Source organism: Rhizobium sp. B21/90 (genome assembly GCF_019355815.1).
Taxonomy (GTDB): domain Bacteria; phylum Pseudomonadota; class Alphaproteobacteria; order Rhizobiales; family Rhizobiaceae; genus Rhizobium; species Rhizobium rhododendri.
The window spans coordinates 143,971-164,343 of record NZ_CP072165.1 but is presented as its reverse complement, the minus strand read 5'-3'; the positions used below and the strand labels follow the sequence as shown (position 1 = coordinate 164,343).

Here is a 20,373-nt window from a genome sequence, read left to right as displayed (position 1 = left end):
CCAGGGCGGCGCCCGTCAGATGACCTTGGCTGCCGTTACTTCGACTTCCACCAGGAATTCCGGGCGCGTAAAGCCGCTGACGATGATCAGCGTCGAGACCGGCTTGGGGTCGAGCGTGTAGCGATCCCGGACAGCCATGTAGGGGGCGAAGTCCTCGCGGCGGGTGACGAAGCCGGAGATGCGGATAACGTCAGAAAAATCCATCCCCGCTTCCGATAAGATAGCGGCGATTGCCTGGAAGCAGAGCTCGGCCTGGGCCGTGACGCCGTCCGGGATGGTATCGTCGGCGGCGATGCCCAGCTGGCCGGATGTCACGAGCAAAGAGGCGCCGGGCGGCACCAGCAGGCCGTGATTGTAATGGCCGAACGGGCGGCGAACGGAGGGTGGGTTGAATGTCTCGGCCATCGGTATCCCGTCTGATCTTATGCGCGGAAAGCAACGGCTGAGGGGCGTGACCGTCGCCGGTCAAGCCCCTGTTGCATCACGCAGCAATCGCTGCATTGAGCGGCAATTCGACGTCGATTTCAAGCGTCGAGACGAATTCCGATCGCTCGATCTTCACCTGCACCTTGTCGTTGTCGAGCTGCACATGCTTGGAGATAACCGCAAGGATCTCTTCCCTGAGCAGGGTGATCAGGTCCGAGCCGGATGACGACCGTTCGTGGGCAAGAAGCAGCTGCAGCCGTTCGCGGGCGGCAGGAGCGGTTCTCTGCCTGTTGAAAAGCTTGAAAATGTTCATGCTGCTCTCCGACCGAAAAGCTTGTCGAAAATATTGCGCTTGTCGCTCGGCATTGCGATCGGCAAGGCTTCGCCGGCAAGACGGCGGGCGGCGTCGAAATAGGCCATGGCAGCCGCACTGCGGCTTTCGGCGATGGTGACGGGGGCGCCGACATTCGAGGCGCGCAGCACGTCCATGCTTTCCGGAATGATGCCGAGCAGAGGGATGGAAAGGATTTCCAGCACGTCCTCGACCTTCAGCATGTCGCCGCGCTCGGCGCGGTTGGCATCGTAGCGGGTCAGCAGCAGGTGCTTTTCCATCCGCTCGCCGCGCTCAGCCTTGGCTGTCTTGGAATCCAGCAGGCCAATGATGCGGTCGCTGTCGCGCACCGACGAAACTTCCGGATTGGTGACGACCACGGCAACGTCGGCATGGCGCATGGCGAGAGTGGCGCCGCGCTCGATGCCGGCCGGGCTGTCGCAGATGATCCAGTCGAAATGGCGCTTCAGATCGGTGATGACGCGCTCGACGCCCTCTTCCGTCAGGTTATCCTTGTCGCGGGTCTGGGAAGCCGGCAGGAGGAACAGGTTTTCAAGCCGCTTGTCGCGGATCAGCGCCTGCGTCAGCTTGGCATCGCCCTGGATGACGTTGATGAGATCGTAGACCACCCGGCGCTCGGCGCCCATGATGAGGTCGAGATTTCTGAGGCCGACGTCGAAATCGACGACCACGACCTTCTCGTTGCGCTGCGCCAGGGCTGCCCCCAGAGCTGCAGTCGACGTGGTCTTGCCAACTCCGCCCTTGCCCGATGTTACGACGACGACTTTCCCCATCTCGCTCTCCTATGTCCCTGCCGGCGTCCGGCTTAATTGAGTTTCTCTGCCATGATCCTGTCGTCCTCGAGCCAGAGTTGCACGGCTTGCCCGTGAAGCTCTGGAGCGAGGTCTTCCGCCATCTTGTAGACGCCATCGATCGCGACCAGCTCGGCCTCGAGTTTCCGGCAGAAGATGCGCGCAGAGGCGTGTCCGACAGAGCCCGCCATGACGCGGCCTCTGAGTGTTCCGTAGATGTGCACCGATCCACCGGCGACGATTTCGGCGCCTGAGGCGACCGAGCCGATGACGGTGACGTCGCCTTCCGGAAAGATCACCGACTGGCCGGAGCGAACCGGCTCGCGGATGACCAGCGATTGTGTTGCCGGGCGCGGCTCGGTCACCACCGGCTTGGCGGGTGCATCGGCGTCCGGCTCCTTCGAGGCAACCTCGAAGTCGGCAACCGGGCGACCGCCCTTCAGCGCCGGCGGCATGCCCGGCCCGAGGATCGACGGACGTCCGCCCTCGATGCCCATGATGCTGACATTGCGGCCGGAAAGTTCGGCAATCAGGGCCTTCAGCTGTGCCCGGTCTATCGGCAGGTCCGTCACGTCGAGGACGACGGGACGTCCGAGGAAAAAGCCTGCAGAGCGCGCGGCCAGATCGTCCAGCCTGATCAGCCAGTCGTCAAACGGCAGATCGGGGGATAGCATGACCGCCAGAAACGAGCGGCCTTTAATGCGAATCGAGCGAGCATCTGTTAGCAATTTGGTCATCTGCGTTAAGAATTCATTGACGATGTTTAATGGCGATTTGGTTAACAGAGTGTTAATTTCATCCCCGTGCCCGGCGCCGGGGCACGAAATTTTCGGCAATGGTGCAAGTGTGTTGCGGGCGCCCCGGCAGCAGCAGCGGGAGCCGCTCAGGCGCGACCGTCGAGAACCGTGGCGATGCTTGCAAAATGCATTGCTTTTTCGCATCAAACGTCTGCAAGTCGTGCAATGGCGAATGATCGTGGCGCCCGCGTCACGGCTTCCTGAAATTGCGGTGGGTGGAAAGAAATGACCAGAAATATCATGTTGTTGACTGGCGCAAGCCGTGGGATCGGGCACGCGACGGTCAAATTCTTCACGGAAAAAGGCTGGCAGATCCTGACTGTATCGCGCCAGTCGTCCGAGGACTGCCCCTGGCCGGCCGCACGGGAAAGCCATATCCAGGCCGATCTGTCGGAGCTTGACCAGATCGAACGGCTTGCCGCCACGGTGCGCGAGAGGTTGCCGGAGGGTGCGTTGCATGCGCTGGTCAACAATGCCGGCATTTCGCCGAAGGGGCCGGATCAGACCCGGCTCGGCGTCAGCGCGACCGATGCCCAGACGTGGACGAAGGTGATGAACGTCAATCTCATCTCGATAGCCCTACTGGCGCGCGAACTTCGTCCGGAACTGGAAAAGGCCAAGGGATCTATCGTCAACGTCACCTCCATCGCCGGCTCCCGCGTCCACCCGTTTGCGGGTGTTGCCTATGCCGCTTCGAAAGCCGGGCTGGCGTCCTTGACGCGCGAGCTGGCCCATGAATTTGCGCCGATGGGTATTCGCGCCAATGCCATTGCCCCCGGTGAGATCGCCACGTCGATGCTGTCGCCGGGAACGGACGACATCGTCAGGCGCGATGTGCCGATGGGACGGCTGGGGTCGCCGATGGAGGTTGCGGAGACGATCCACTTCCTCTGCACCGCCGCCTCCTCGTACATTAACGGCGCTGAAATCCACATCAGTGGCGGGCAGCACGTCTGAGACGCTGGCCTTTTCGTTGCATGGACTTACATGGCAAGAACGATGGAACGATGCCGTCCGGTCGGGATGGTGTCAGCGCCTTGGAAGGAAAAATCCATGCAGAAATTCAAAATCGCCGTTATCCGCGAGATCGAAGCAGACAGTGCCGATGAAGCGGCTTTGCTGATGTATCAGGAACTCAGCAAGGAGGCGGCACCGCTTACGTACACGCTGATGGAAGGCACGCAGGCGTCCGGGAAAATCGTTCTCGACCGCAAGGCGGCGGAGGAATTTGCCGAGATCGACCATACAGCCGATCCAGGAAACTGGTAGCGGTCCTCTAGCCGGAGACCCGCCGACGTATCGCTTTTAGTTAAGGGGCCCGGAGATTGCGTAATCCGGGCGCTCTATCGGCACAACGACCTTCTGCGGAACCGTGAACGCGGTATCGATCGGCTTCATTGAAGTCGGGGCAAAGGCTGTTGCGGCGGTAAACGCCGGGACAGGGCCGGTGGCTGGCAGCAAGTGATCGAACTGCGGCGACGTGATCTGCTCGGAAGCCTGCTGGTTGCCGACATAGTTCATTGCCACTTCGTAGGCCGGCAGTGGGGGCGGCGTCTCGAGTGTGCCGTCCTTGGCACGCTTCTCGTAGAAGGCATTGCCGCCTGCAACCGCGACGTAGTGCATGTTGCCGTAAGGGTATTTAAGGCCCTGCGTGTGGAAGAACATGGCGCTTTCGAGGGCTGGATGCCGCTCGCCATGCAGGATGGCATCGGCGGCCGCATCGAGCGTCGGCTCGGCCTGGTCCTTGATGACGACTTTCATGACGCCAGGGGCAAACTGTTTTTCCTGGCCGACAACGCCGCAGATGGTCTTGGGATAGGCCGGCGATGTCAGGCGATTGGCAACGACGGTGCCGACTGCCAGATAGCCATCCGGGTCGGAGGCCAGCGATTCCGCATACATGGCTCGCTTCAGGCATTCGCGGTCTTCGCGGGTGTAGTTGTAGGTGACCTTGACGCCGTTGGCTGTCTTGGTACGGGTAACTGGCTTCGTCTCGGGCTTAGGCATGGTCGTGCACCCTGCCATTGTCAGTCCGACAACAAAAATCCCCACGAAGGATTTCATCCAATCACTATGCGTCCGCAACGGCAGGTGCCTCCTGTTTGGTATGGCCCATACTTGTATCGACGCAACGTCTTAACAAAAACTTTACGTATTCCAAATTCATTTTTTCCGAGATGTCGTTTTTTGAATTTTTCTTCTGGTTCTCCGGGATTTTCGCGATCGCTGCGTTGGCTACTTTTTGGCCTAAACGAAGCCGGCAGCTTCCATAATTGACGCCGTGGTGATTCGCCGTCATTCCGCCGCTGGGCTTGCAAGTGTCTGATGCAGTACGGTGTGACCGGCGACCATTGAGGTGTTCGCCGGCCACGGATGCGTCATTCCGCCATGTCGACTTCGCGCTGGCGCCCGAGCGAGCTCATCCAGGTGCCGACGTCGGGGGTCGTTGCCAGCTGCACGGCGTAATGGCGACGTAGCGCGGCGGTGAGCTTGCCCTCGCGGTCGAGCTGTTCGTCGGCGTAGCGGATCATCAGCGAGTTCGGCCAGGCTTGCGGCCGGATGCGGCGGAGCGTTTCGAAGACGTGATCTTCCGCCTCTTCCGGATGGGCCTGGGCCATGATCGCCACCATGGCGGCCGTTGAGCGCGACACGCCCATGTGGCAATGGACCAGCAGCGAGCCAAAGGAGTTGCTCTCGGTCTCAACCAGATGGCCGAACTCGAGAATGGACTTCATGTGCGATTTTTCCGGCAGGATCATGCCGGGCTTGGGCTCGATGATGTCGTGCATCTTCAATACGAGGCGGCGCGTGCTGCCATAGGCTTCGAAATGCTCCATTTCCGGAAGCTCGGGGTCCACGAGGGACAGGACATGGGTGATGCCATGCCCGGAGCGCGCCGCCAGTTCGTCGATACCGCAGATATACCGCTTGGGCAGATTCAAGGTTTTCATGCGCAGTTCCTTTGCTGTCGAGGGCGACGTTCCGGACGGGTTTCATCTGTCAACGCGATAAACTTAAGACACTTTCGCGTCGTCGCCGACCCCCCAAATATCAGAAATTGAAGAATTGCTGCGGCACCCTTCAAATCCCACCCTGGAACGCTGTCACGAAGCCACAATCTGCAGCCTCGGGCGAAAAGGGGGCGACGCACCAAAGAAAATCTGGCATTGATTCTGTAAGCAAATCACCCGGAAATGCGGTCGAGCCGATTGCCGTTCGTCGCTAGCCATTGCTTTTCGTTGTCCGGCCAAGTCCGGTCCTGCTGATGTCAATCACAGATATGGAATCATGACGGCACCCTATTCTCCCCTCCGCGGCGTGCTCGTCGCTTTCGCAGCCTATGCCGTTTTCGCGTTCAGCGACGCGTCGATCAAGATCCTGCACGGCGCCCTGCCATCCTATCAGGTGACCTTCATCGGCGCGCTGTTCGGGATAGCCGCCCTGCCCTTCCTGAAGACCAGGAGCGATACCTGGTCGGATATCGTCAAGACGTCGAACCGGCCGCTCTGGATGCTGCGCTTCGTCTGTGGGGCGATCGGCTCCATCTGCTCGGTCGTTGCCTTCACCAAGCTGCCGATGGCCGAGGCCTTCGCGCTGCTGTTCCTGCTGCCGTCCTTCGTGACGATCCTGTCGGTCATCTTCCTGAAGGAAGACGTCCGCTGGCAGCGCTGGACGGCTGTTACCATCGGCTTCATCGGTGTCCTCATCGTGCTGCGGCCCGGTTTCCGCGAACTGACGATCGGCCACTTCTGCGCGGCGGCCGGCGGCCTCACCGCTGCCATCTCGATCGTCATCTTCAGGGCCATGGGCCCGAGCGAGAAGCGCCTCTCGCTTTACGGCGCGGCGTTGTTCGGCGTGCTGGTGATCAGCGGCGCTCTAATGCTCACCGACCTCGCCTTGCCGACGCCTCGGCAATGGGTGTTTCTCGCAAGCTACGGCCTTCTCGGCGCTGCCGGCAACGTCCTGCTGATGAATGCCGCCAAGATGGCGCCGGCAAGCCTGGTGGCGCCGCCGCAATATAGCCAGATGATCTGGGCGATCCTGTTCGGCTACCTGATTTTCGAGGACCACATCGATGCGCCGATGGCTGTCGGCATCGTGCTGATCATCTTCTCGGGCCTGCTGACGCTGCTGCGCGAGCGCAAGCGCAAGACGTCGCTGCCGACGGCGGTGGCCTCCGCCGACAGCCAGGCTGCGCTGGTGACGCTGGAAGACCCCGGCGATCCGGCGGCAAAGGAAGTCCGCGCCGAAAACCGCTGAGGCTGTATCAGTCGGCGGTCTTGCCGAGCGTATCGGCGACATAGGCTCCGCGTTCGCCCATCGGGCGCGGCGGTCCCGTGGTCGAATCCTCGCGCGTCTGGTGTTCGAGTTCGGCGTTGATCTCGGCTCCGACGATGATGATGATGACCGAGATCCAGATCCACACCATGAAGCCGATCAGCGCGCCGAGCGTACCGTAGGTGGCATTGTAGTCGGCGAAATGGTCGAGATAATAGGAAAACAAGAAGGACGACAGCAGCCACAGCAGCGTGCTGAAGACAGCGCCCCAGCTGAGCCAGACGACCTTGGCCGGCTGGCGGCTCGGGCCGTAGTTATAAAGCAGCATGATGCCCGACATCACCAGGCCGAGGATGATCGGCCAGCGCGCCAGCCTCGTCAGCAGATCCGTCCATTCGCCGAGCCAGATGAACGAGAGGATCGCCGGAATGACGCCGATGGCAAAGATCAGCACGACGGCGAAGATCAGCAGCCCGAAGGTAAAGGCGAGCGACAGCAGGTTGAACTCGACGATTCCGCGCTTTTCCTCCTCGCCGTAAGCGACGTTCATGGCGTCGCAGAGCGCCTTGACGCCGTTATTGGCGCTCCACAGCGCGATAAGTAGGCCGGTGACGAAGCCGATGCTCAGCGTCCCCGGCTTCTGCTGGGTCAGAGCCGTCAGTTGCGAGAGGATGAGATCGAAGGAGCCGCGCGGGAAGATCTGCGACAGGAAACCGATATGGGTAGCGATGGTCGTCGGATCGGACACGAAGCCGTAGATCGAGACCAGCGCGCCGAGGGCTGGAAACATCGCAAGCAGCAGATAGTAGGTGACGCCCGCCGCAATCAGCGTCACCCGGTCCTCCATCACTTCCGAGACGACCCGCCAGAGGACGTCCTTCAGGCCCTTCATCGGGATCTGGCTCGGCGTCTCGGCGTCTCGCCCGCGTCCAGCCTCGCCCAACGCCGGTCCCTCGGTCAAAGCCGCCGTCCCATCCTGTTCGCCCACGCCCGTCGATCTCCCTGTTATCCCGTCGAACTAGGGCTCTTGCGGGATTCGTCGAGTCGTCCCGGATGTTACGACTTCAGGGCGCGCTCCAGCACCCGCGACAGGCGATCAGAAAACGCCCGCGGGTCCTCGGGCTTGTCGCCGTCGAGGATGCGCGCCTGGTCGAGCAGCAGCTGCACGGCATCCGTCTGGAACGCCCCGTCCTGTCCGGCAGTGCCGGCAAGCGCGGTAATCAGCGCGTGGTCCGGGTTGATTTCCAGCACCGGCTTGGCGGCGGCGTCGAGGCGACCGGCACCCTGCAGGATTTTTTCGAGCTGCCGGTCCGGGCCATGCTCGGGGGCAACCAGGCATACGGCGCTTTCGGTCAGCCGGTCGGAGGCCCTGACGTCCGAGAGTGCATCGCCCAGCGTCGTCTTGGCAAAGGCGATGAAATCGCTGACCAGCTGCGTCGTCTCGGCCTTCGGCTGGGCTTCGCCATCGGCTTTTTTTATGTCGGCGAGATCGGCTGATCCCTGCGACACCGACTTGAAGCTCTTTCCATCGAAATCGGGTGCATTGGTCACCCAGAAGCTGTCGACGGGATCGGTGAGCAGCAGCACTTCGACGCCCCGGGCGCGGAACCCTTCGATATGCGGTGAAGCTGCCAGCTGCGCCGTGTTGCCGCCGGCGAGATAGTAGATCGCCGTCTGGCCTTCTTTCATGTCCTTGACGTAGTCGGCAAGCGACCGGTATCCGTCGCCGGACGCCGTGCTCTTGAAGCGGGCCAGAGCCATCAGCTGGGCGCGGCGCTCGTAATCCTCGTAGATGCCTTCCTTCAGCACGGTGCCGAACGCTTCCCATACCTTGATAAAGGTGTCGTTGTCGCTTTCCGCCAGCTTCTCGAGGCTGGTGAGGATGCGGCTGGTCAGGCCCTTGCGGATGGCGGCAAGGATCGGGCTCTGCTGGATCATCTCGCGCGACACGTTGAGCGGCAGGTCCGACGTATCGATCAGGCCGCGCACGAAGCGCAGATAGCGCGGCAACAGATCGGCGTCGTCGGTGATGAAGACGCGCTTGACGTAAAGCTTGATGCGGCCCTTGCGGTCGGGATCGAAGAGATCGAAGGGAGGCGAGTTCGGCACGAAGGCAAGCCCGGTATATTCGTGGCGACCCTCGGCGCGGAAATGCACGGTGACGGCAGGCTCGTCGAACTGGCCGGAGAGGCCGCGATAGAAGTCGGTGTATTCTTCCTTGGTGATGTCGCTCTTTTGCTTGGTCCACAGCGCCGAGCCGTCGGCGATCTGTTTCGGCTTCTCGCCGGGCTTCTCGACGATCTCGATCGGCACGGGCACATGGCCGGACTGTTCCTTGACGATGCGCTCGACAGTCCAGCGCGACGCATAGGACTTGGCATCTTCCATCAGCGCCAGCGTGATCCGGGTGCCGCGCGCCGGTGCCTGGTCGAGGGGAACGGCCGTGATGGTATAGGCGCCCTTGCCGTCGGACGACCACATCCAGGCTTCATCCGATCCGGCGCGCCGCGAGACGACGTCGACGCGATCGGCCACCATGAAGGCGGAGTAGAAGCCGATGCCGAACTGGCCGATCAGCTGGGCGCCGTCCTTGCCCTTGGCCGCCTCGACCATCTCCATGAAGGCGCGGGTACCGGAGCGGGCGATGGTGCCGAGCGCCTCGATCAGGTCGTCGCGGCTCATGCCGATGCCGTTATCCTCGAGCACGAAGCCGAGGTTCTCCTCGTCGAGCGTCAGCCTGATCCTCGAGGCAGGGTCGCCGGCCAGCAGTTCGGGCGCTGCTATGGCCTCGTAGCGCAGCTTCTCGCAGGCGTCGGCAGCATTCGAAATCAGCTCGCGCAGGAACACGTCCTTGTCCGAGTAGATCGAGTGAACCATCAGGTGAAGAAGCCTGGATACATCGGCTTCGAAGGCGTGATTTTCCACGGGGGTCTCGGCAGCAGTCGTCATGGCAATCTCTTCAGGCGTTGTCGATGTCATTGGGGCCTCTGACTTGGCAAAGACAGCTCTCGAATTCAAGGGGGAGGACAACCCGCAAGCGAAGATATCCGCGCACGCCCGCCTCCTCCGGCCCAGCATCCGCACCATCCCGTTCACGCGGCCTGTTCGGTCCGTGGCATGACAATTCTGATGGCCGGGACACACCGTGTGCCTGATGATTTTTAGTTAAGTGACACCAGATGTGCCCCGTTCGACAGTTTTTATCCGCAACTCCGGATCCTCTGTTTCCGACCCAGGTCCCTTTGAGGGGAAAAGCTGCCGGAGTTATGCCACACAGGCACGCCGAGCCTAGGGGCCCGAAGGGATCCACTTTCTGCGGACCCTTGAAGGAGTGCCTGCGTAGACGGCAACCCCTACAAGACCCGGTCCCACCTCGCCGGCAACGCAGACCGGTGTATCCGATGGTGGAACGGGGTGATTATAGGCCGGGCCGAAAGCACGGGGATGAAATTATGTTGCGGGCATTGTTTCCAAACGGAAATCCCAACGGTTTATCCCCATGAGGTGCCGCGAGCAGGGGAGTGAGGTTGCATGGCTGTGGGTGCACGTCTGAGGTCAGAAAGAACGCCAAAAAGCCACCCCAACTTCCCTCATTCCTGTGCTCGTCACAGGAATCCAGCCGCCCAAGTCCCTGGGCGAAAAGCACTTTCTTACCAACAAAGAGTCCTCCCACGGCGCAGACGCGCCGTGACTGGATTCCTGTGACAGGCACAGGAATGAGGGAAGTGGGGACGTGCGCTAAGCAAAGTATTGAAAATTCGAGTTATCGAGGTGTCCAACTCCGTGAAAGAAGGATCGATTTCTGCCACGTATTTCTAAGGCCCAACTTCGCCTTGAGATGCGCACAACACCCTCATTCCTGTGCCCGTCACAGGAATCCAGCCGCCCAAGTCCTTGGGCGATAAACACTTTTCTCACCAACAGAGAGTCCTCTCACGGCGCAGACGCGCCGTGACTGGATTCCTGTGACGAGCACAGGAATGAGGGAGCCGGGGGCGTCAGGGCGAGGTTGGAGTTTGAAGCGTTTGGCAGTTATGGATATATTTTTCAATGCCTGCTCAGTCTGTGGATCCGCGCCACACACCTATGCTTGTGACGAGCCTACACGTGCGAGGGTTACCGCTTGTGGGCGACTCCAGCGCCGTCGTGCCGGGTTTCCACCGTTCTACAGGCCGTGAAGATAGTGGGAGATGTCTTGCCAATCCGGGTTGGTGGTCTCGATCAGGTTTAGCTTCCATTGTCGGGGCCACTTTTTCATCGTTTTCTCGCGGATGATCGCGGCTGTCAGCAGATCGTGCTCCTCGAACCAGACCAGCGTTTTCACACCGTGTCGCGAGGTGAAGCCGGGGGTCAGTTCATTCTGGTGGTCGTAAAGCCGGCCGGCCATATCCCGCGTCACGCCGATGTAAAGCGTACCGTTGCGTTTCGATGCGAGTATGTAGACGTAGCCTTTCATCGCCGTATCTTTGCGCGAGTATATCAATAGGTACAATCAAAAATTGAAGCCTGGTTACCCGCCGATATTCTTCTCCTTTCTTGTCCCATGGCCCCCGCTCAAACCCTCCGGCCGATGCGGTTGCGGGTTTGGGAGGGGCTTTCGGCGAATTGGGTGCGGTAGCTGCGGGAAAAGGCTGAGGCGGAGTTGAAGCCGGTGGCGGCGGCGATGTCGGCGAAGGTGGCGGGTGTCTCGATCACCTTGCGGCGGGCGGCGTTGAGGCGGAGCGCGAGGTAGTGGACGTGGGGCGCAACGCCGACGCTTTCGCGGAACAGCGTTTGCAGATGGCGGGCGCTGAGCCCTGCGCGCCTGGCGAGGCGGGCGAGCGACAGGGGCTGCTCGACGGTCTCCTCCATCAGCCGCACCGCGTGGGCGACGCGGGGATCGTTCATCCCGAACGCCGCCGTCGAAGGCATGACCTGCGTGTTGCTGCGGGAACCGGCCTGCTCGTAGATGAACAGCCGGGTTACCTCCAGTGCCAGCGAATAGCCCTGCCGCCGCCGGATGATTTCGAGCATCAGGTCGACGGTTGGCAGCGAGCCGCCGGTGGTGATGCGCTTGCCGTCGATGACGAAGCGCTCGCGCACCATCCGCACCTGCGGATAGGCCGCGGCAAAATCGTCGAAATCCTCCCAATGGGTCGTGGCCGCCACGTTGTCGAGCAGGCTTGCTTCCGCCAGCAGCCATGTCCCGGATTCGATGCCGGCGATGACCGTGCGATAACGCGCGGTCTGGGACAGCTGCATCTTCAGGGCCGGCGTGGCGCTCCGCTGCCAGTTGTAGGCGCCGAGCACGAACAGCGGCGTCGTCTCCCTGGCCGGACGGAAGGCGGCGTCTACGGGGATTTGGATATTACTCGTCGTCTGCACCGGAGCGCCGTCGGGGGTGAACAATCGCCACCGGTAGATCTCGCTGCCGGCAATGCGGTTGGCGCCCCGCAGCGGCTCGATGACCGAGGCAATCAGGATCAGGTTGGTCTCCGGCAGGATCAGCAGGTCGATATCCAGCGGGGCGTTCGACGAGGTCAGCATAGGGATCGGGGTCCGTTTCCGATAATGTATAATCTACTTCCGAAAATGCAAAGCAATCCTCTCCGTCATGCCGCGTAATCCGGTCAACCAATGGAGACCCCCAAATGCCTCTTGCCATGAATCGCGATGTGTTCATCACCTGTGCCGTCACCGGTGCCGGCGATACGGCTTCGAAGTCCGCCCATGTGCCGGTTACCCCGAAGCAGATCGCCGAATCCGCCATCGATGCCGCAAGGGCTGGCGCTGCCATCGTCCATTGCCATGTTCGCGATCCCGAAACCGGTGCTGGCAGCCGTCGCATCGAGCTTTACCGGGAGGTCACGGACCGCATCCGTGCCTCCGAGGTCGACGTCGTGCTGAACCTGACGGCCGGCATGGGCGGCGACATGATTTTCGGCGATGTCGAAAATCCGCTGCCGCTCAATCCTGTCGGCACCGACATGGGCGGCGCCACGGACCGTGTTGCCCACGTCGCCGAGTGCCTGCCGGAAATCTGCACGCTCGACTGCGGCACGATGAATTTCTCGCTCGGCGACTACGTGATGACCAACACGCCCGCCATGCTGCGCGCCATGGCGAAGAAGATGACCGATCTCGGCGTCCGCCCGGAGATCGAGGCCTTCGACACTGGCCACCTGTGGTTTGCCAAGCAGCTGGTCGAGGAAGGCCTGATCGAGGACCCGGTGTTGATCCAGCTCTGCATGGGCATCCCCTGGGGCGCGCCCGACGATCTCAATACATTTATGGCGATGGTCAACAACGTGCCGCCGAGCTGGACATTTTCGGCCTTTTCGATCGGCCGCAACGCCATGGCCTATCCGGCCGCCGCCATCCTTGCCGGCGGCAATGTCCGCGTCGGGCTGGAGGATAATCTCTATGTCGGCAAGGGCAAGCTCGCCACCAATGAGCAGCTGGTCGAAAAAGCGGTCACCGTCGTCGAAGGCATGGGCGGCCGGATCATCGGGCCGGACGAGGTGCGGCGCAAGCTGAAGCTGACGAAGCGGTAGGAATATGGGTCCGGCTAACGGCCCTCATCCGGCCTTCGGCCACCTTCTCCCCGGGGGAGAAGGGCAGGCGGAGAGGATGTTGCCCGAAGGGTCGGATGAGGGAATTTAGAGCATGGCAGGAACTATCATGACCAAAATCACCAGAGCGGCCTGCATCGGCGGTGGCGTTATCGGCGGGGGATGGATCGCCCGGTTTCTGCTGGCCGGTGTCGACGTCAAGGTGTTCGACCCGCATCCGGACGCCCGGCGCATTGTCGGCGAAGTGCTGGCCAATGCCGAGCGGGCCTATGCGATGCTGACCGGGGCGCCGCTGCCGGCACGGGGTCGGCTGACGTTCACGGCAAGCCTCGAGGAGGCGGTTGCCGATGCGGACTGGATCCAGGAGAGCGTGCCGGAGCGGCTCGACCTGAAGCGCGGCGTACTCAACCAGATCGATGCGGCGGCCCGGCCGGACGCGCTGATCGGCTCCTCGACCTCGGGCCTGCTGCCGAGCGAATTGCAGCGCGACATGCGCCATCCGGAACGCCTGTTCGTCGCCCATCCCTACAACCCGGTCTACCTGTTGCCGCTGGTCGAGATCGTCGGCGGCGAGAAGACTACGGCCGAAACGATCAGGGCGGCAATGGACTGGCTGGTGCCTATCGGCATGAAGGGCGTCCATATTGCTAAGGAGATCGAGGCATTTGTTGGCGACCGCCTGCTGGAGGCCCTGTGGCGCGAGGCGCTGTGGCTGATCAGGGACGATATCTGCACGGTCGAGACGCTCGACGATGTCATCCGCTATTCCTTTGGCCTGCGGTGGGCGCAGATGGGGCTGTTCGAGACCTATCGCATTGCCGGGGGCGAGGCCGGCATGCGGCATTTCCTCGCGCAGTTCGGCCCGTGCCTCGCCTGGCCCTGGAGCAAGCTTACCGACGTCGTCGATCTCGACGACGCGCTGGTGGAAAAGATCGGCCGGCAATCGGACGAACAGGCCGGCGGCCGCTCGATCCGCGAACTCGAACGCATCCGTGACGAAAACCTCGTCGGCATTCTGCAGACGCTGAAGGGCGGCGACGGCGGCAATGGCTGGGGTGCCGGCAAGCTGCTGAAGGAATTCGAGGATGGCCTCTGGGCCGAGGGCGGCGGGAGCAACGCCCGGCACGACACCGCAGGGCCGCTGAAGCTGGTCGAGACCAAGGTCAGCCCGGCCTGGGTCGACTATAACGGCCACATGACGGAACACCGCTATCTGCAGGTGTTCGGCGACACGTCGGATGCGCTGCTGCGGCTCGTCGGCGTCGATCTCGCCTATGTCCGGGACGGTCACAGCTACTACACCGTCGAGACCCATATCCGGCATCTCGGTGAAGCGAAACTCGGACAGCCGATCCATGCCACCTGCCAGATTCTCTCGGCCGACGACAAGCGGCTGCAGGTTTTCCACACCATCCACAACAGCGAGACAGGCGATGCGATCGCCACCGCAGAGCAGATGCTGCTGCATGTGGATTCCAAGGCGGGCAAGGCGATGCCGGCGCCGGAAAATATCCTGAACAGAATCATGGCCATCGCCGATGCCCATGCGACGCTTCCCCCGCCGGAGGGTGCGGGACGGCATGTCGGGCAGAAACGACAGGGGTAGGATGGATATCGCAATCGGTGCCGCCGGCGCGGGATTTGGGCCGCGCGGCAACAGCTTTGAAACCGATGGGCGGATTGGCAGGGATGCCGGTCCGCATCGTCGCATCGGGGGTAGTTTCTGTCGCGTTCAACCGCTGCAATCGGTGGTGAACCCGCCATTACTGAAAGGCGAAACCGATGGCGGGCGGGCAGCCGTTCCGCCGTTAAACGTCGAGGATTGCCGCGCATCCGGTTACGAAAAGATGCAGCGAATTTATCAGGGAGATCGATCAAGGGTTTGAATTGGCTGCTATCTCCGTATAGTCGTCGGCAATGGATCGGACCGGGAAGTCAACGCCGAAAACGGCAGCCGGGATACGAAGTCTAATAACAACCAGAGAAGAGGAACAGGGAATGAGCGAGTTTACGAAATATCTGACCGGTCGTGTCACCTCGGGGGGCATGAACCGCCGCGAATTCATGGGTCGCGCCATGGCCGCCGGTATCACGCTTGCCGCCGCCGACGCGATGTTTGCCACCAGCGCCATGGCGCAGACGCCGAAAAAGGGTGGCCACCTGAAGCTCGGGCTGGAGGGCGGATCGTCGACCGACAGCATCGACCCGGCCTCGGCTACCTCGCAGGTCATGTTTGTTGCCGTGCGCACCTGGGGCGACACGCTGGTGGAGACCCATCCGCAGACACGCAAGCCACTTCCGGCGCTCGCCGAATCCTGGACATCGTCGCCTGACGCCAAGATCTGGACCTTCAAGATCCGCAAGGGCGTGCAGTTCCACGATGGCAAGGAAATGACCATCGACGACGTCGTCGCCACCCTGCACCGCCATTCCGACGAGAAGTCGAAGTCCGGCGCTCTTGGCATGATGAAGTCGCTGACCAAGATCGAGAACCAGAACGGCGATCTCGTCATCACCCTCGACCAGGGCAATGCCGACATGCCGGCGCTCCTGACCGACTACCACCTCGTCATCCAGCCGAACGGCGGCATGGACAACCCGACGGCGGCGATCGGCACCGGCGCCTACAAGGTGGCCAATTTCCAGGCCGGCGTGCGCATGACCTTCGAGAAGAACCCGAACGACTGGCGCACGGATCGCGGTTATGTCGACAGCGTCGAGCTGATCACCATGAACGACGCGACAGCCCGCGTCGCCGCCCTCACCTCCGGCCAGGTCCACTGTATCAACCGCATCGATCCAAAGACGGTCAACCTTCTGAAACGCGCCCCGAACGTCCAGCTTCTGACGACGGCCGGCGGCGGTCACTACGTCTTCATCATGCACTGCGACACCGCACCGTTCGACAACAACGACCTGCGTCTCGCGCTGAAATACGCCATCGACCGCGAGGAAATGGTCAAGCGCATCCTTGGCGGCTACGGCTCGCTCGGCAACGACTTCCCGATCAACAGCACCTATGCGCTGTTCCCAGACGGCATCGAGCAGCGCAAGTACGATCCAGACAAAGCGAAGTTCCACTACAAGAAGTCCGGCCACGACGGCTCGATCCTGATGCGGACCTCGGAAGTTGCCTTCCCCGGCGCCGTCGATGCGTCCGTGCTGTTCCAGCAGAGCGCCAAGAAGGCTGGCATCAACCTCGAGATCAAGCGCGAGCCGGCCGATGGCTACTGGACCAACGTCTGGAACAAGCAGCCGTTCAGCGCCTCCTACTGGGGCAGCCGCGCGACACAGGACCAGTTCTACTCCGGCGCCTACCTGTCCACCGCCGACTGGAACGATACCCGTTTCAAGCGCCCGGATTTCGACAAGCTGCTGGTATCGGCCCGTGCCGAACTGGACGAGACCAAGCGCAAGGACCTCTATCGCCAGATGGCCATGATGGTCCGCGACGAAGGCGGCACCATCCTGCCGATGTTCAACGACTTCGTGAACGCCGGTTCGAAGAAGCTGATGAACTATGTGCAGGACATCGGCAACGACATGTCGAACGGCTATGTCGCCACCCGCGTCTGGCTCGACGCCTGAGACTGAAACCGGGCGGCCTATGCGCCGCCCGCCAGACTGGCGTGTGGATCGTCGGGCGTCTCGCCCCCGATCCTGCCCTCCACGTTTCAGAAAAGCCCTATCCGGTTCAGAAAAGGCGGTCCGCCCATGTCCAATTCGATCGACACCGACGGTCTTCCCGGCCGCAGGCTGCGCGAGAAGTTTCCACTGGCGGCGCTGATCCTCGAGCGTCTCATCCTCAGCATCGTCCTGCTGTTTGCCGTCTCGCTGCTGATCTTCGTCGGCCTCCAGGCGCTGCCCGGCGATTTCGCCTCGACCTATCTCGGCCAGTCGGCGACGCCTCAGGCAATCGCCAACATCCGCGATCAGCTGGGCCTCAACCAGCCGCTCCTGTCGCGCTATCTGTCGTGGCTCGGCCATGCCATGGTCGGCGACTTCGGTACCTCCTGGGCGAGCCAGAATTCGGTCAGCGAGCAGATCGGCCTCAGGCTCGGCAATTCGCTGTTTCTCGCCGGATTTGCGGCATTGATCTCCGTGCCGCTGGCCGTCGGGCTCGGCATGCTGTCGGTGCATTTCCGCAACCGGATGCCGGACAAGATCATCAACATCGTGTCGCTGGCGGCGATCTCGCTGCCTGAGTTTTTCATCGGCTACCTGCTGATCATGTTCTTCGCCGTGAAATTCGGAGTCGCTACCTTCCCGGCCACCGTCTATGCCGAAATGAGCCTCTATGACCGGCTGCAGGCAATTGCCCTGCCGACGGCGACGCTGGTTCTCGTCGTGCTCGCCCACATGATGCGGATGACGCGGGCAGCGATCCTCTCGGTGATGTCGTCGGCCTATATGGAGACGGCTGAACTGAAAGGCCTCAGCGCCTTCCGCTCGATCGTCCGGCATGCGGCGCCGAATGCGCTGGCGCCGATCATCAACGTCGTGGCGCTGAACCTTGCCTATCTCGTCGTCGGCGTTGTCGTGGTCGAGGTGGTGTTCGTCTATCCCGGCATGGGCCAGTACATGGTGGACGCCGTGACGGTGCGCGACATGCCCGTCGTCCAGGCTTGCGGCCTGATCTTCGCTGCCGTCTACATCCTCTTGAACATGGTGGCCGACATCCTTGCCATTGTCGCCAACCCCCGTCTGAGGCATCCGCGATGAGATTGAGAGAGATCCCCATCACCGCCTGGGTCGGCATGGCAGGCATCCTGCTGGCGCTGGTCTGCGCCATATTCGCCCCGTGGATCGCTCCGCATGGCGAGACCGAGGTCGTCGGCGAGGTCTGGGCGCCGGCCGACGGGCAATTCTACTTCGGGCTCGACAATCTCGGCCGAGACATTCTCTCTCGGCTGATCTTCGGCGCCCGTACGACGCTGTCCGTGGCGCTCGGTGCGACGCTGATCTCGTTCTCGCTCGGCATCATCCTGTCGTTTACCGCAGCCGTCTCGCGCGGCGTGATCGACACCGTGCTGTCGCGCTTCAACGATCTGATGATGTCGATCCCGACGCTGATTTTCGCGCTGGTGGTTCTGGCGGTGCTGCCGCAGAACCTGGTCGTGCTGATCCTGGTCATGGCTATTCTCGACAGTACCCGCGTCTACCGTCTCGGTCGGGCGGTGGCGCTCGACGTGGCGGTGATGGAGTTCGTCGAGGCGGCAAAGCTGCGTGGCGAAGGCAAGATCTGGATCATCTTCCGCGAAATCCTGCCAAACACGCTGTCGCCGCTCCTGGCTGAATTCGGCCTGCGCTTTGCCTTCGCAATCCTCTTTCTTTCCACACTCTCCTTCCTCGGTCTCGGCATCCAGCCGCCGACTGCAGACTGGGGCGGCATGGTGAAGGACAACAAGGACGGCATCATCTTCGGCATTTCTGCAGCGCTTCTGCCCGGCGGGGCCATCGCGGCGCTCGCCATCTGTGTCAATCTGGTGGTCGACTGGCTGTTGAAGCGGACGTCCAGCCTCAAGGGAGGACGTGGCGATGCCTGAGCTGCTTTCGGTACGCGGCCTGAAGATCGAGGCCACCAGCTATCCGCCCGGCGAGCCGCCGAAGCGCGTGACTATCGTCGACGATGTCTCTTTCGATCTCGCCAAGGGCAAGGTGCTCGGCCTTATCGGCGAATCCGGCGCGGGCAAGTCGACCATCGGCCTGTCGGCACTTGCCTACGGTCGCGGGGGTGCAGAAATCACCGGCGGGGAAGTGCTGCTCGACGGTGAGAACCTTCTGGCGCTCGGCAAATCCGGCATCCGCCGGGTGCGCGGCGCCCGCGTCTGCTACGTGGCACAATCGGCGGCGGCCGCCTTCAATCCAGCGCACCGGCTCGGCGGACAGGTCATCGAGGCCTCCGTAAAGCACGGCCTGATGACCAAGGAAGAGGCCCGGACCCGCGCGCTCTATCTGTTCCGCGTCCTCGGCCTGCCCAACCCCGAGACGTTTGGCGAGCGCTATCCGCATCAGGTCTCCGGCGGGCAATTGCAGCGCGCCATGACCGCCATGGCACTGTGTTCCAACCCGGAGCTGATCGTCTTTGACGAGCCGACCACGGCGCTCGACGTGACGACCCAGATCGACGTGCTTGCCGCCATCAAGCACGCCATTGAGGCCACCAACACGGCGGCCCTCTACATCACCCACGACCTTGCCGTCGTTGCCCAGATTTCCGACGACATCATGGTGCTGCGCCACGGCAAGACGGTGGAATACGGCACCGCCCAGCAGATCATCGAGGCGCCGCGCGAGGCCTATACCCAGGCGCTCGTCAACGTCCGCCAGGCGCTGCGGACCGAGGCTGCCGTCCAGACCGGCACGCTGCTGAAGGTCGAGAATATCACTGCCGGCTATTCCAACGGCTTCAAGGTGCTGTTTGACGTCACGCTGCATGTGCCGAAGGGTCAGACGCTGGCGATCGTCGGCGAATCCGGTTCCGGAAAGTCGACGCTGGCACGCGTCATTACCGGCCTGCTACCGCCCCAGCAGGGCAGTGTCTCGTTCGGCGATAAAATGCTGTCCCCTGCCCTGAAAGGTCGCTCGAACGACGACCTTCGACGCATCCAGCTGATCTACCAGATGGCCGACACGGCGATGAACCCGCGCCAGACCGTCCGTGACATCATCGGCCGGCCCCTGACCTTCTATTATGGCCTGCGTGGAGCTGCAAAAACGGCCCGCGTGAAAGAGTTGCTTGAGCAGATCGAGATGGGAACCGGCTTCGTCGACCGCTATCCGGCCGAACTGTCCGGCGGCCAGAAGCAGCGCGTCGCCATCGCCCGCGCCCTTGCTGCCAATCCGGAGCTGATCCTTTGCGACGAGCCGACCTCAGCGCTGGATCCATTGGTGGCAGAAGGCATTCTGAGCCTTTTGATGAAGCTGCAGGAGGAAAAGCAGCTTTCCTACATCTTCATCACCCACGACATCGCTATCGTCCGCGCCATCGCCGACAGCGTTGCCGTCATGCATCGTGGCAAGCTGGTACGGTTCGGGCCGAAATCGACGGTACTCGCCCCACCCTTCGACGACTACACCGACCTGTTGCTGAAATCGGTGCCGGAAATGGAGATCGGCTGGCTGGAGAAGGTGCTGACGACGCGGAAGATGGAGAGCGCAGGGAATTGAGCTATGAT

The 20,373-nt window shown here is 62.1% G+C and carries 22 protein-coding genes; 11 read left to right on the top strand and 11 right to left on the bottom strand.

What is annotated here, in order from left to right:
• Nucleotides 1–15: 15 nt before the first annotated feature.
• The 4 genes from J5278_RS28765 to minC form a co-directional block, all read right to left on the bottom strand.
• Nucleotides 16–405 carry a RidA family protein gene (locus tag J5278_RS28765; protein ID WP_209185491.1) on the bottom strand — a complete coding sequence of 130 codons (390 nt, stop codon included), beginning with the start codon at nt 403–405 and terminating at the stop codon, nt 16–18.
• A gap of 76 nt (nt 406–481) precedes the next feature.
• Nucleotides 482–739, bottom strand: a complete 258-nt coding sequence (gene minE, locus J5278_RS28760; protein ID WP_111221087.1) for a cell division topological specificity factor MinE — start codon at nt 737–739, stop codon at nt 482–484.
• Complete coding sequence (gene minD, locus J5278_RS28755; RefSeq protein WP_111221088.1) at nt 736–1,551, bottom strand: septum site-determining protein MinD; 816 nt, start codon at nt 1,549–1,551, stop codon at nt 736–738. Before minD ends, minE begins: the two co-directional genes overlap by 4 nt.
• 32 nt (nt 1,552–1,583) lie before the next feature.
• On the bottom strand, nt 1,584–2,306 hold the full coding sequence (gene minC, locus J5278_RS28750) for a septum site-determining protein MinC (RefSeq protein WP_111221089.1): 723 nt from the start codon (nt 2,304–2,306) through the stop codon (nt 1,584–1,586).
• Between minC and J5278_RS28745 the strand changes: the two genes are divergently transcribed.
• From J5278_RS28745 to J5278_RS28735, 3 genes are all read left to right on the top strand, one after another.
• Entirely contained in the window at nt 2,242–2,595 is a 354-nt protein-coding gene (locus tag J5278_RS28745; protein WP_209185728.1) for a hypothetical protein, read from the top strand. The genes minC and J5278_RS28745 overlap by 65 nt on opposite strands.
• Nucleotides 2,592–3,323 carry an SDR family NAD(P)-dependent oxidoreductase gene (locus J5278_RS28740; protein ID WP_142829319.1) on the top strand — a complete coding sequence of 244 codons (732 nt, stop codon included), beginning with the start codon at nt 2,592–2,594 and terminating at the stop codon, nt 3,321–3,323. The genes J5278_RS28745 and J5278_RS28740 overlap by 4 nt, the downstream gene beginning before the upstream one ends.
• Nucleotides 3,324–3,419: 96 nt before the next feature.
• Nucleotides 3,420–3,635, top strand: coding sequence for a hypothetical protein (locus J5278_RS28735; RefSeq protein WP_209185490.1), 216 nt, complete (start codon nt 3,420–3,422; stop codon nt 3,633–3,635).
• 36 nt (nt 3,636–3,671) lie between these two features.
• On the opposite strand, the gene J5278_RS28730 is transcribed toward J5278_RS28735, so the two are convergent.
• The 3 genes from J5278_RS28730 to J5278_RS28720 are packed head-to-tail and all read right to left on the bottom strand — an operon-like array spanning nt 3,672 to nt 5,317.
• On the bottom strand, nt 3,672–4,451 hold the full coding sequence (locus J5278_RS28730; protein WP_374108340.1) for a cell wall hydrolase: 780 nt from the start codon (nt 4,449–4,451) through the stop codon (nt 3,672–3,674).
• On the bottom strand, nt 4,438–4,737 hold the full coding sequence (locus J5278_RS28725; RefSeq protein ID WP_209185488.1) for a hypothetical protein: 300 nt from the start codon (nt 4,735–4,737) through the stop codon (nt 4,438–4,440). Before J5278_RS28725 ends, J5278_RS28730 begins: the two co-directional genes overlap by 14 nt.
• A gap of 7 nt (nt 4,738–4,744) precedes the next feature.
• Nucleotides 4,745–5,317 carry a tyrosine phosphatase family protein gene (locus tag J5278_RS28720; protein WP_142829311.1) on the bottom strand — a complete coding sequence of 191 codons (573 nt, stop codon included), beginning with the start codon at nt 5,315–5,317 and terminating at the stop codon, nt 4,745–4,747.
• A 337-nt stretch (nt 5,318–5,654) separates the two neighbouring features.
• Here J5278_RS28720 and J5278_RS28715 point away from each other — a divergent pair, with 337 nt between their 5' ends.
• A complete protein-coding gene (locus J5278_RS28715) occupies nt 5,655–6,626 on the top strand; it encodes a DMT family transporter (protein WP_209185487.1) in 972 nt (323 codons plus the stop codon).
• A 7-nt stretch (nt 6,627–6,633) separates the two neighbouring features.
• Here J5278_RS28715 and J5278_RS28710 read toward each other — a convergent pair whose 3' ends face one another.
• From J5278_RS28710 to J5278_RS28695, 4 genes are all read right to left on the bottom strand, one after another.
• Complete coding sequence (locus J5278_RS28710; RefSeq protein WP_257623517.1) at nt 6,634–7,632, bottom strand: YihY/virulence factor BrkB family protein; 999 nt, start codon at nt 7,630–7,632, stop codon at nt 6,634–6,636.
• Nucleotides 7,633–7,700: 68 nt separating this feature from the next.
• Nucleotides 7,701–9,623, bottom strand: coding sequence for a molecular chaperone HtpG (gene htpG / locus J5278_RS28705; protein ID WP_247749368.1), 1,923 nt, complete (start codon nt 9,621–9,623; stop codon nt 7,701–7,703).
• A 1,186-nt stretch (nt 9,624–10,809) separates the two neighbouring features.
• Nucleotides 10,810–11,100 (bottom strand): GIY-YIG nuclease family protein, encoded by a 291-nt coding sequence (locus J5278_RS28700; protein WP_209185705.1) that lies wholly within the window; start codon nt 11,098–11,100, stop codon nt 10,810–10,812.
• Between the two features lie 98 nt (nt 11,101–11,198).
• Nucleotides 11,199–12,170 carry a GlxA family transcriptional regulator gene (locus J5278_RS28695; RefSeq protein ID WP_209185704.1) on the bottom strand — a complete coding sequence of 324 codons (972 nt, stop codon included), beginning with the start codon at nt 12,168–12,170 and terminating at the stop codon, nt 11,199–11,201.
• A gap of 104 nt (nt 12,171–12,274) precedes the next feature.
• Between J5278_RS28695 and J5278_RS28690 the strand changes: the two genes are divergently transcribed.
• From J5278_RS28690 to J5278_RS28660, 7 genes are all read left to right on the top strand, one after another.
• Nucleotides 12,275–13,177: a 3-keto-5-aminohexanoate cleavage protein gene (locus tag J5278_RS28690; RefSeq protein WP_209185703.1), complete on the top strand. Its 903-nt coding sequence runs from the start codon at nt 12,275–12,277 to the stop codon at nt 13,175–13,177.
• A 127-nt stretch (nt 13,178–13,304) separates the two neighbouring features.
• Nucleotides 13,305–14,801, top strand: a complete 1,497-nt coding sequence (locus tag J5278_RS28685) for a carnitine 3-dehydrogenase (protein ID WP_209185702.1) — start codon at nt 13,305–13,307, stop codon at nt 14,799–14,801.
• A 1-nt stretch (nt 14,802) separates the two neighbouring features.
• Nucleotides 14,803–15,081 (top strand): hypothetical protein, encoded by a 279-nt coding sequence (locus J5278_RS28680; protein ID WP_209185701.1) that lies wholly within the window; start codon nt 14,803–14,805, stop codon nt 15,079–15,081.
• A 112-nt stretch (nt 15,082–15,193) separates the two neighbouring features.
• A complete protein-coding gene (locus J5278_RS28675) occupies nt 15,194–16,783 on the top strand; it encodes an ABC transporter substrate-binding protein (RefSeq protein WP_142824872.1) in 1,590 nt (529 codons plus the stop codon).
• Nucleotides 16,784–16,909: 126 nt separating this feature from the next.
• The gene (locus J5278_RS28670; protein ID WP_209185700.1) at nt 16,910–17,917 is read left to right on the top strand and encodes an ABC transporter permease; all 1,008 of its coding nucleotides are present in this window, start codon (nt 16,910–16,912) and stop codon (nt 17,915–17,917) included.
• Entirely contained in the window at nt 17,914–18,741 is an 828-nt protein-coding gene (locus tag J5278_RS28665) for an ABC transporter permease (protein WP_142824874.1), read from the top strand. Before J5278_RS28670 ends, J5278_RS28665 begins: the two co-directional genes overlap by 4 nt.
• The gene (locus tag J5278_RS28660; RefSeq protein ID WP_209185699.1) at nt 18,734–20,365 is read left to right on the top strand and encodes an ABC transporter ATP-binding protein; all 1,632 of its coding nucleotides are present in this window, start codon (nt 18,734–18,736) and stop codon (nt 20,363–20,365) included. Before J5278_RS28665 ends, J5278_RS28660 begins: the two co-directional genes overlap by 8 nt.
• The last annotated feature ends 8 nt before the right edge of the window (nt 20,366–20,373 follow it).

Excerpts from the sequence above, each read along its gene's own strand:
- J5278_RS28765 (WP_209185491.1), bottom strand. The coding sequence starts at position 405 with ATGGCCGAGACATTCAACCCACCCTCCGTTCGCCGCCCGTTCGGCCAT.
- minE (WP_111221087.1), bottom strand. The coding sequence starts at position 739 with ATGAACATTTTCAAGCTTTTCAACAGGCAGAGAACCGCTCCTGCCGCC.
- minD (WP_111221088.1), bottom strand. The coding sequence starts at position 1,551 with ATGGGGAAAGTCGTCGTCGTAACATCGGGCAAGGGCGGAGTTGGCAAG.
- J5278_RS28745 (WP_209185728.1), top strand. The coding sequence starts at position 2,242 with ATGACCGCCAGAAACGAGCGGCCTTTAATGCGAATCGAGCGAGCATCT.
- minC (WP_111221089.1), bottom strand. The coding sequence starts at position 2,306 with ATGACCAAATTGCTAACAGATGCTCGCTCGATTCGCATTAAAGGCCGC.
- J5278_RS28740 (WP_142829319.1), top strand. The coding sequence starts at position 2,592 with ATGACCAGAAATATCATGTTGTTGACTGGCGCAAGCCGTGGGATCGGG.
- J5278_RS28735 (WP_209185490.1), top strand. The coding sequence starts at position 3,420 with ATGCAGAAATTCAAAATCGCCGTTATCCGCGAGATCGAAGCAGACAGT.
- J5278_RS28720 (WP_142829311.1), bottom strand. The coding sequence starts at position 5,317 with ATGAAAACCTTGAATCTGCCCAAGCGGTATATCTGCGGTATCGACGAA.
- J5278_RS28715 (WP_209185487.1), top strand. The coding sequence starts at position 5,655 with ATGACGGCACCCTATTCTCCCCTCCGCGGCGTGCTCGTCGCTTTCGCA.
- htpG (WP_247749368.1), bottom strand. The coding sequence starts at position 9,623 with ATGACATCGACAACGCCTGAAGAGATTGCCATGACGACTGCTGCCGAG.
- J5278_RS28700 (WP_209185705.1), bottom strand. The coding sequence starts at position 11,100 with ATGAAAGGCTACGTCTACATACTCGCATCGAAACGCAACGGTACGCTT.
- J5278_RS28695 (WP_209185704.1), bottom strand. The coding sequence starts at position 12,170 with ATGCTGACCTCGTCGAACGCCCCGCTGGATATCGACCTGCTGATCCTG.
- J5278_RS28690 (WP_209185703.1), top strand. The coding sequence starts at position 12,275 with ATGCCTCTTGCCATGAATCGCGATGTGTTCATCACCTGTGCCGTCACC.
- J5278_RS28685 (WP_209185702.1), top strand. The coding sequence starts at position 13,305 with ATGACCAAAATCACCAGAGCGGCCTGCATCGGCGGTGGCGTTATCGGC.
- J5278_RS28680 (WP_209185701.1), top strand. The coding sequence starts at position 14,803 with ATGGATATCGCAATCGGTGCCGCCGGCGCGGGATTTGGGCCGCGCGGC.
- J5278_RS28675 (WP_142824872.1), top strand. The coding sequence starts at position 15,194 with ATGAGCGAGTTTACGAAATATCTGACCGGTCGTGTCACCTCGGGGGGC.
- J5278_RS28670 (WP_209185700.1), top strand. The coding sequence starts at position 16,910 with ATGTCCAATTCGATCGACACCGACGGTCTTCCCGGCCGCAGGCTGCGC.
- J5278_RS28665 (WP_142824874.1), top strand. The coding sequence starts at position 17,914 with ATGAGATTGAGAGAGATCCCCATCACCGCCTGGGTCGGCATGGCAGGC.
- J5278_RS28660 (WP_209185699.1), top strand. The coding sequence starts at position 18,734 with ATGCCTGAGCTGCTTTCGGTACGCGGCCTGAAGATCGAGGCCACCAGC.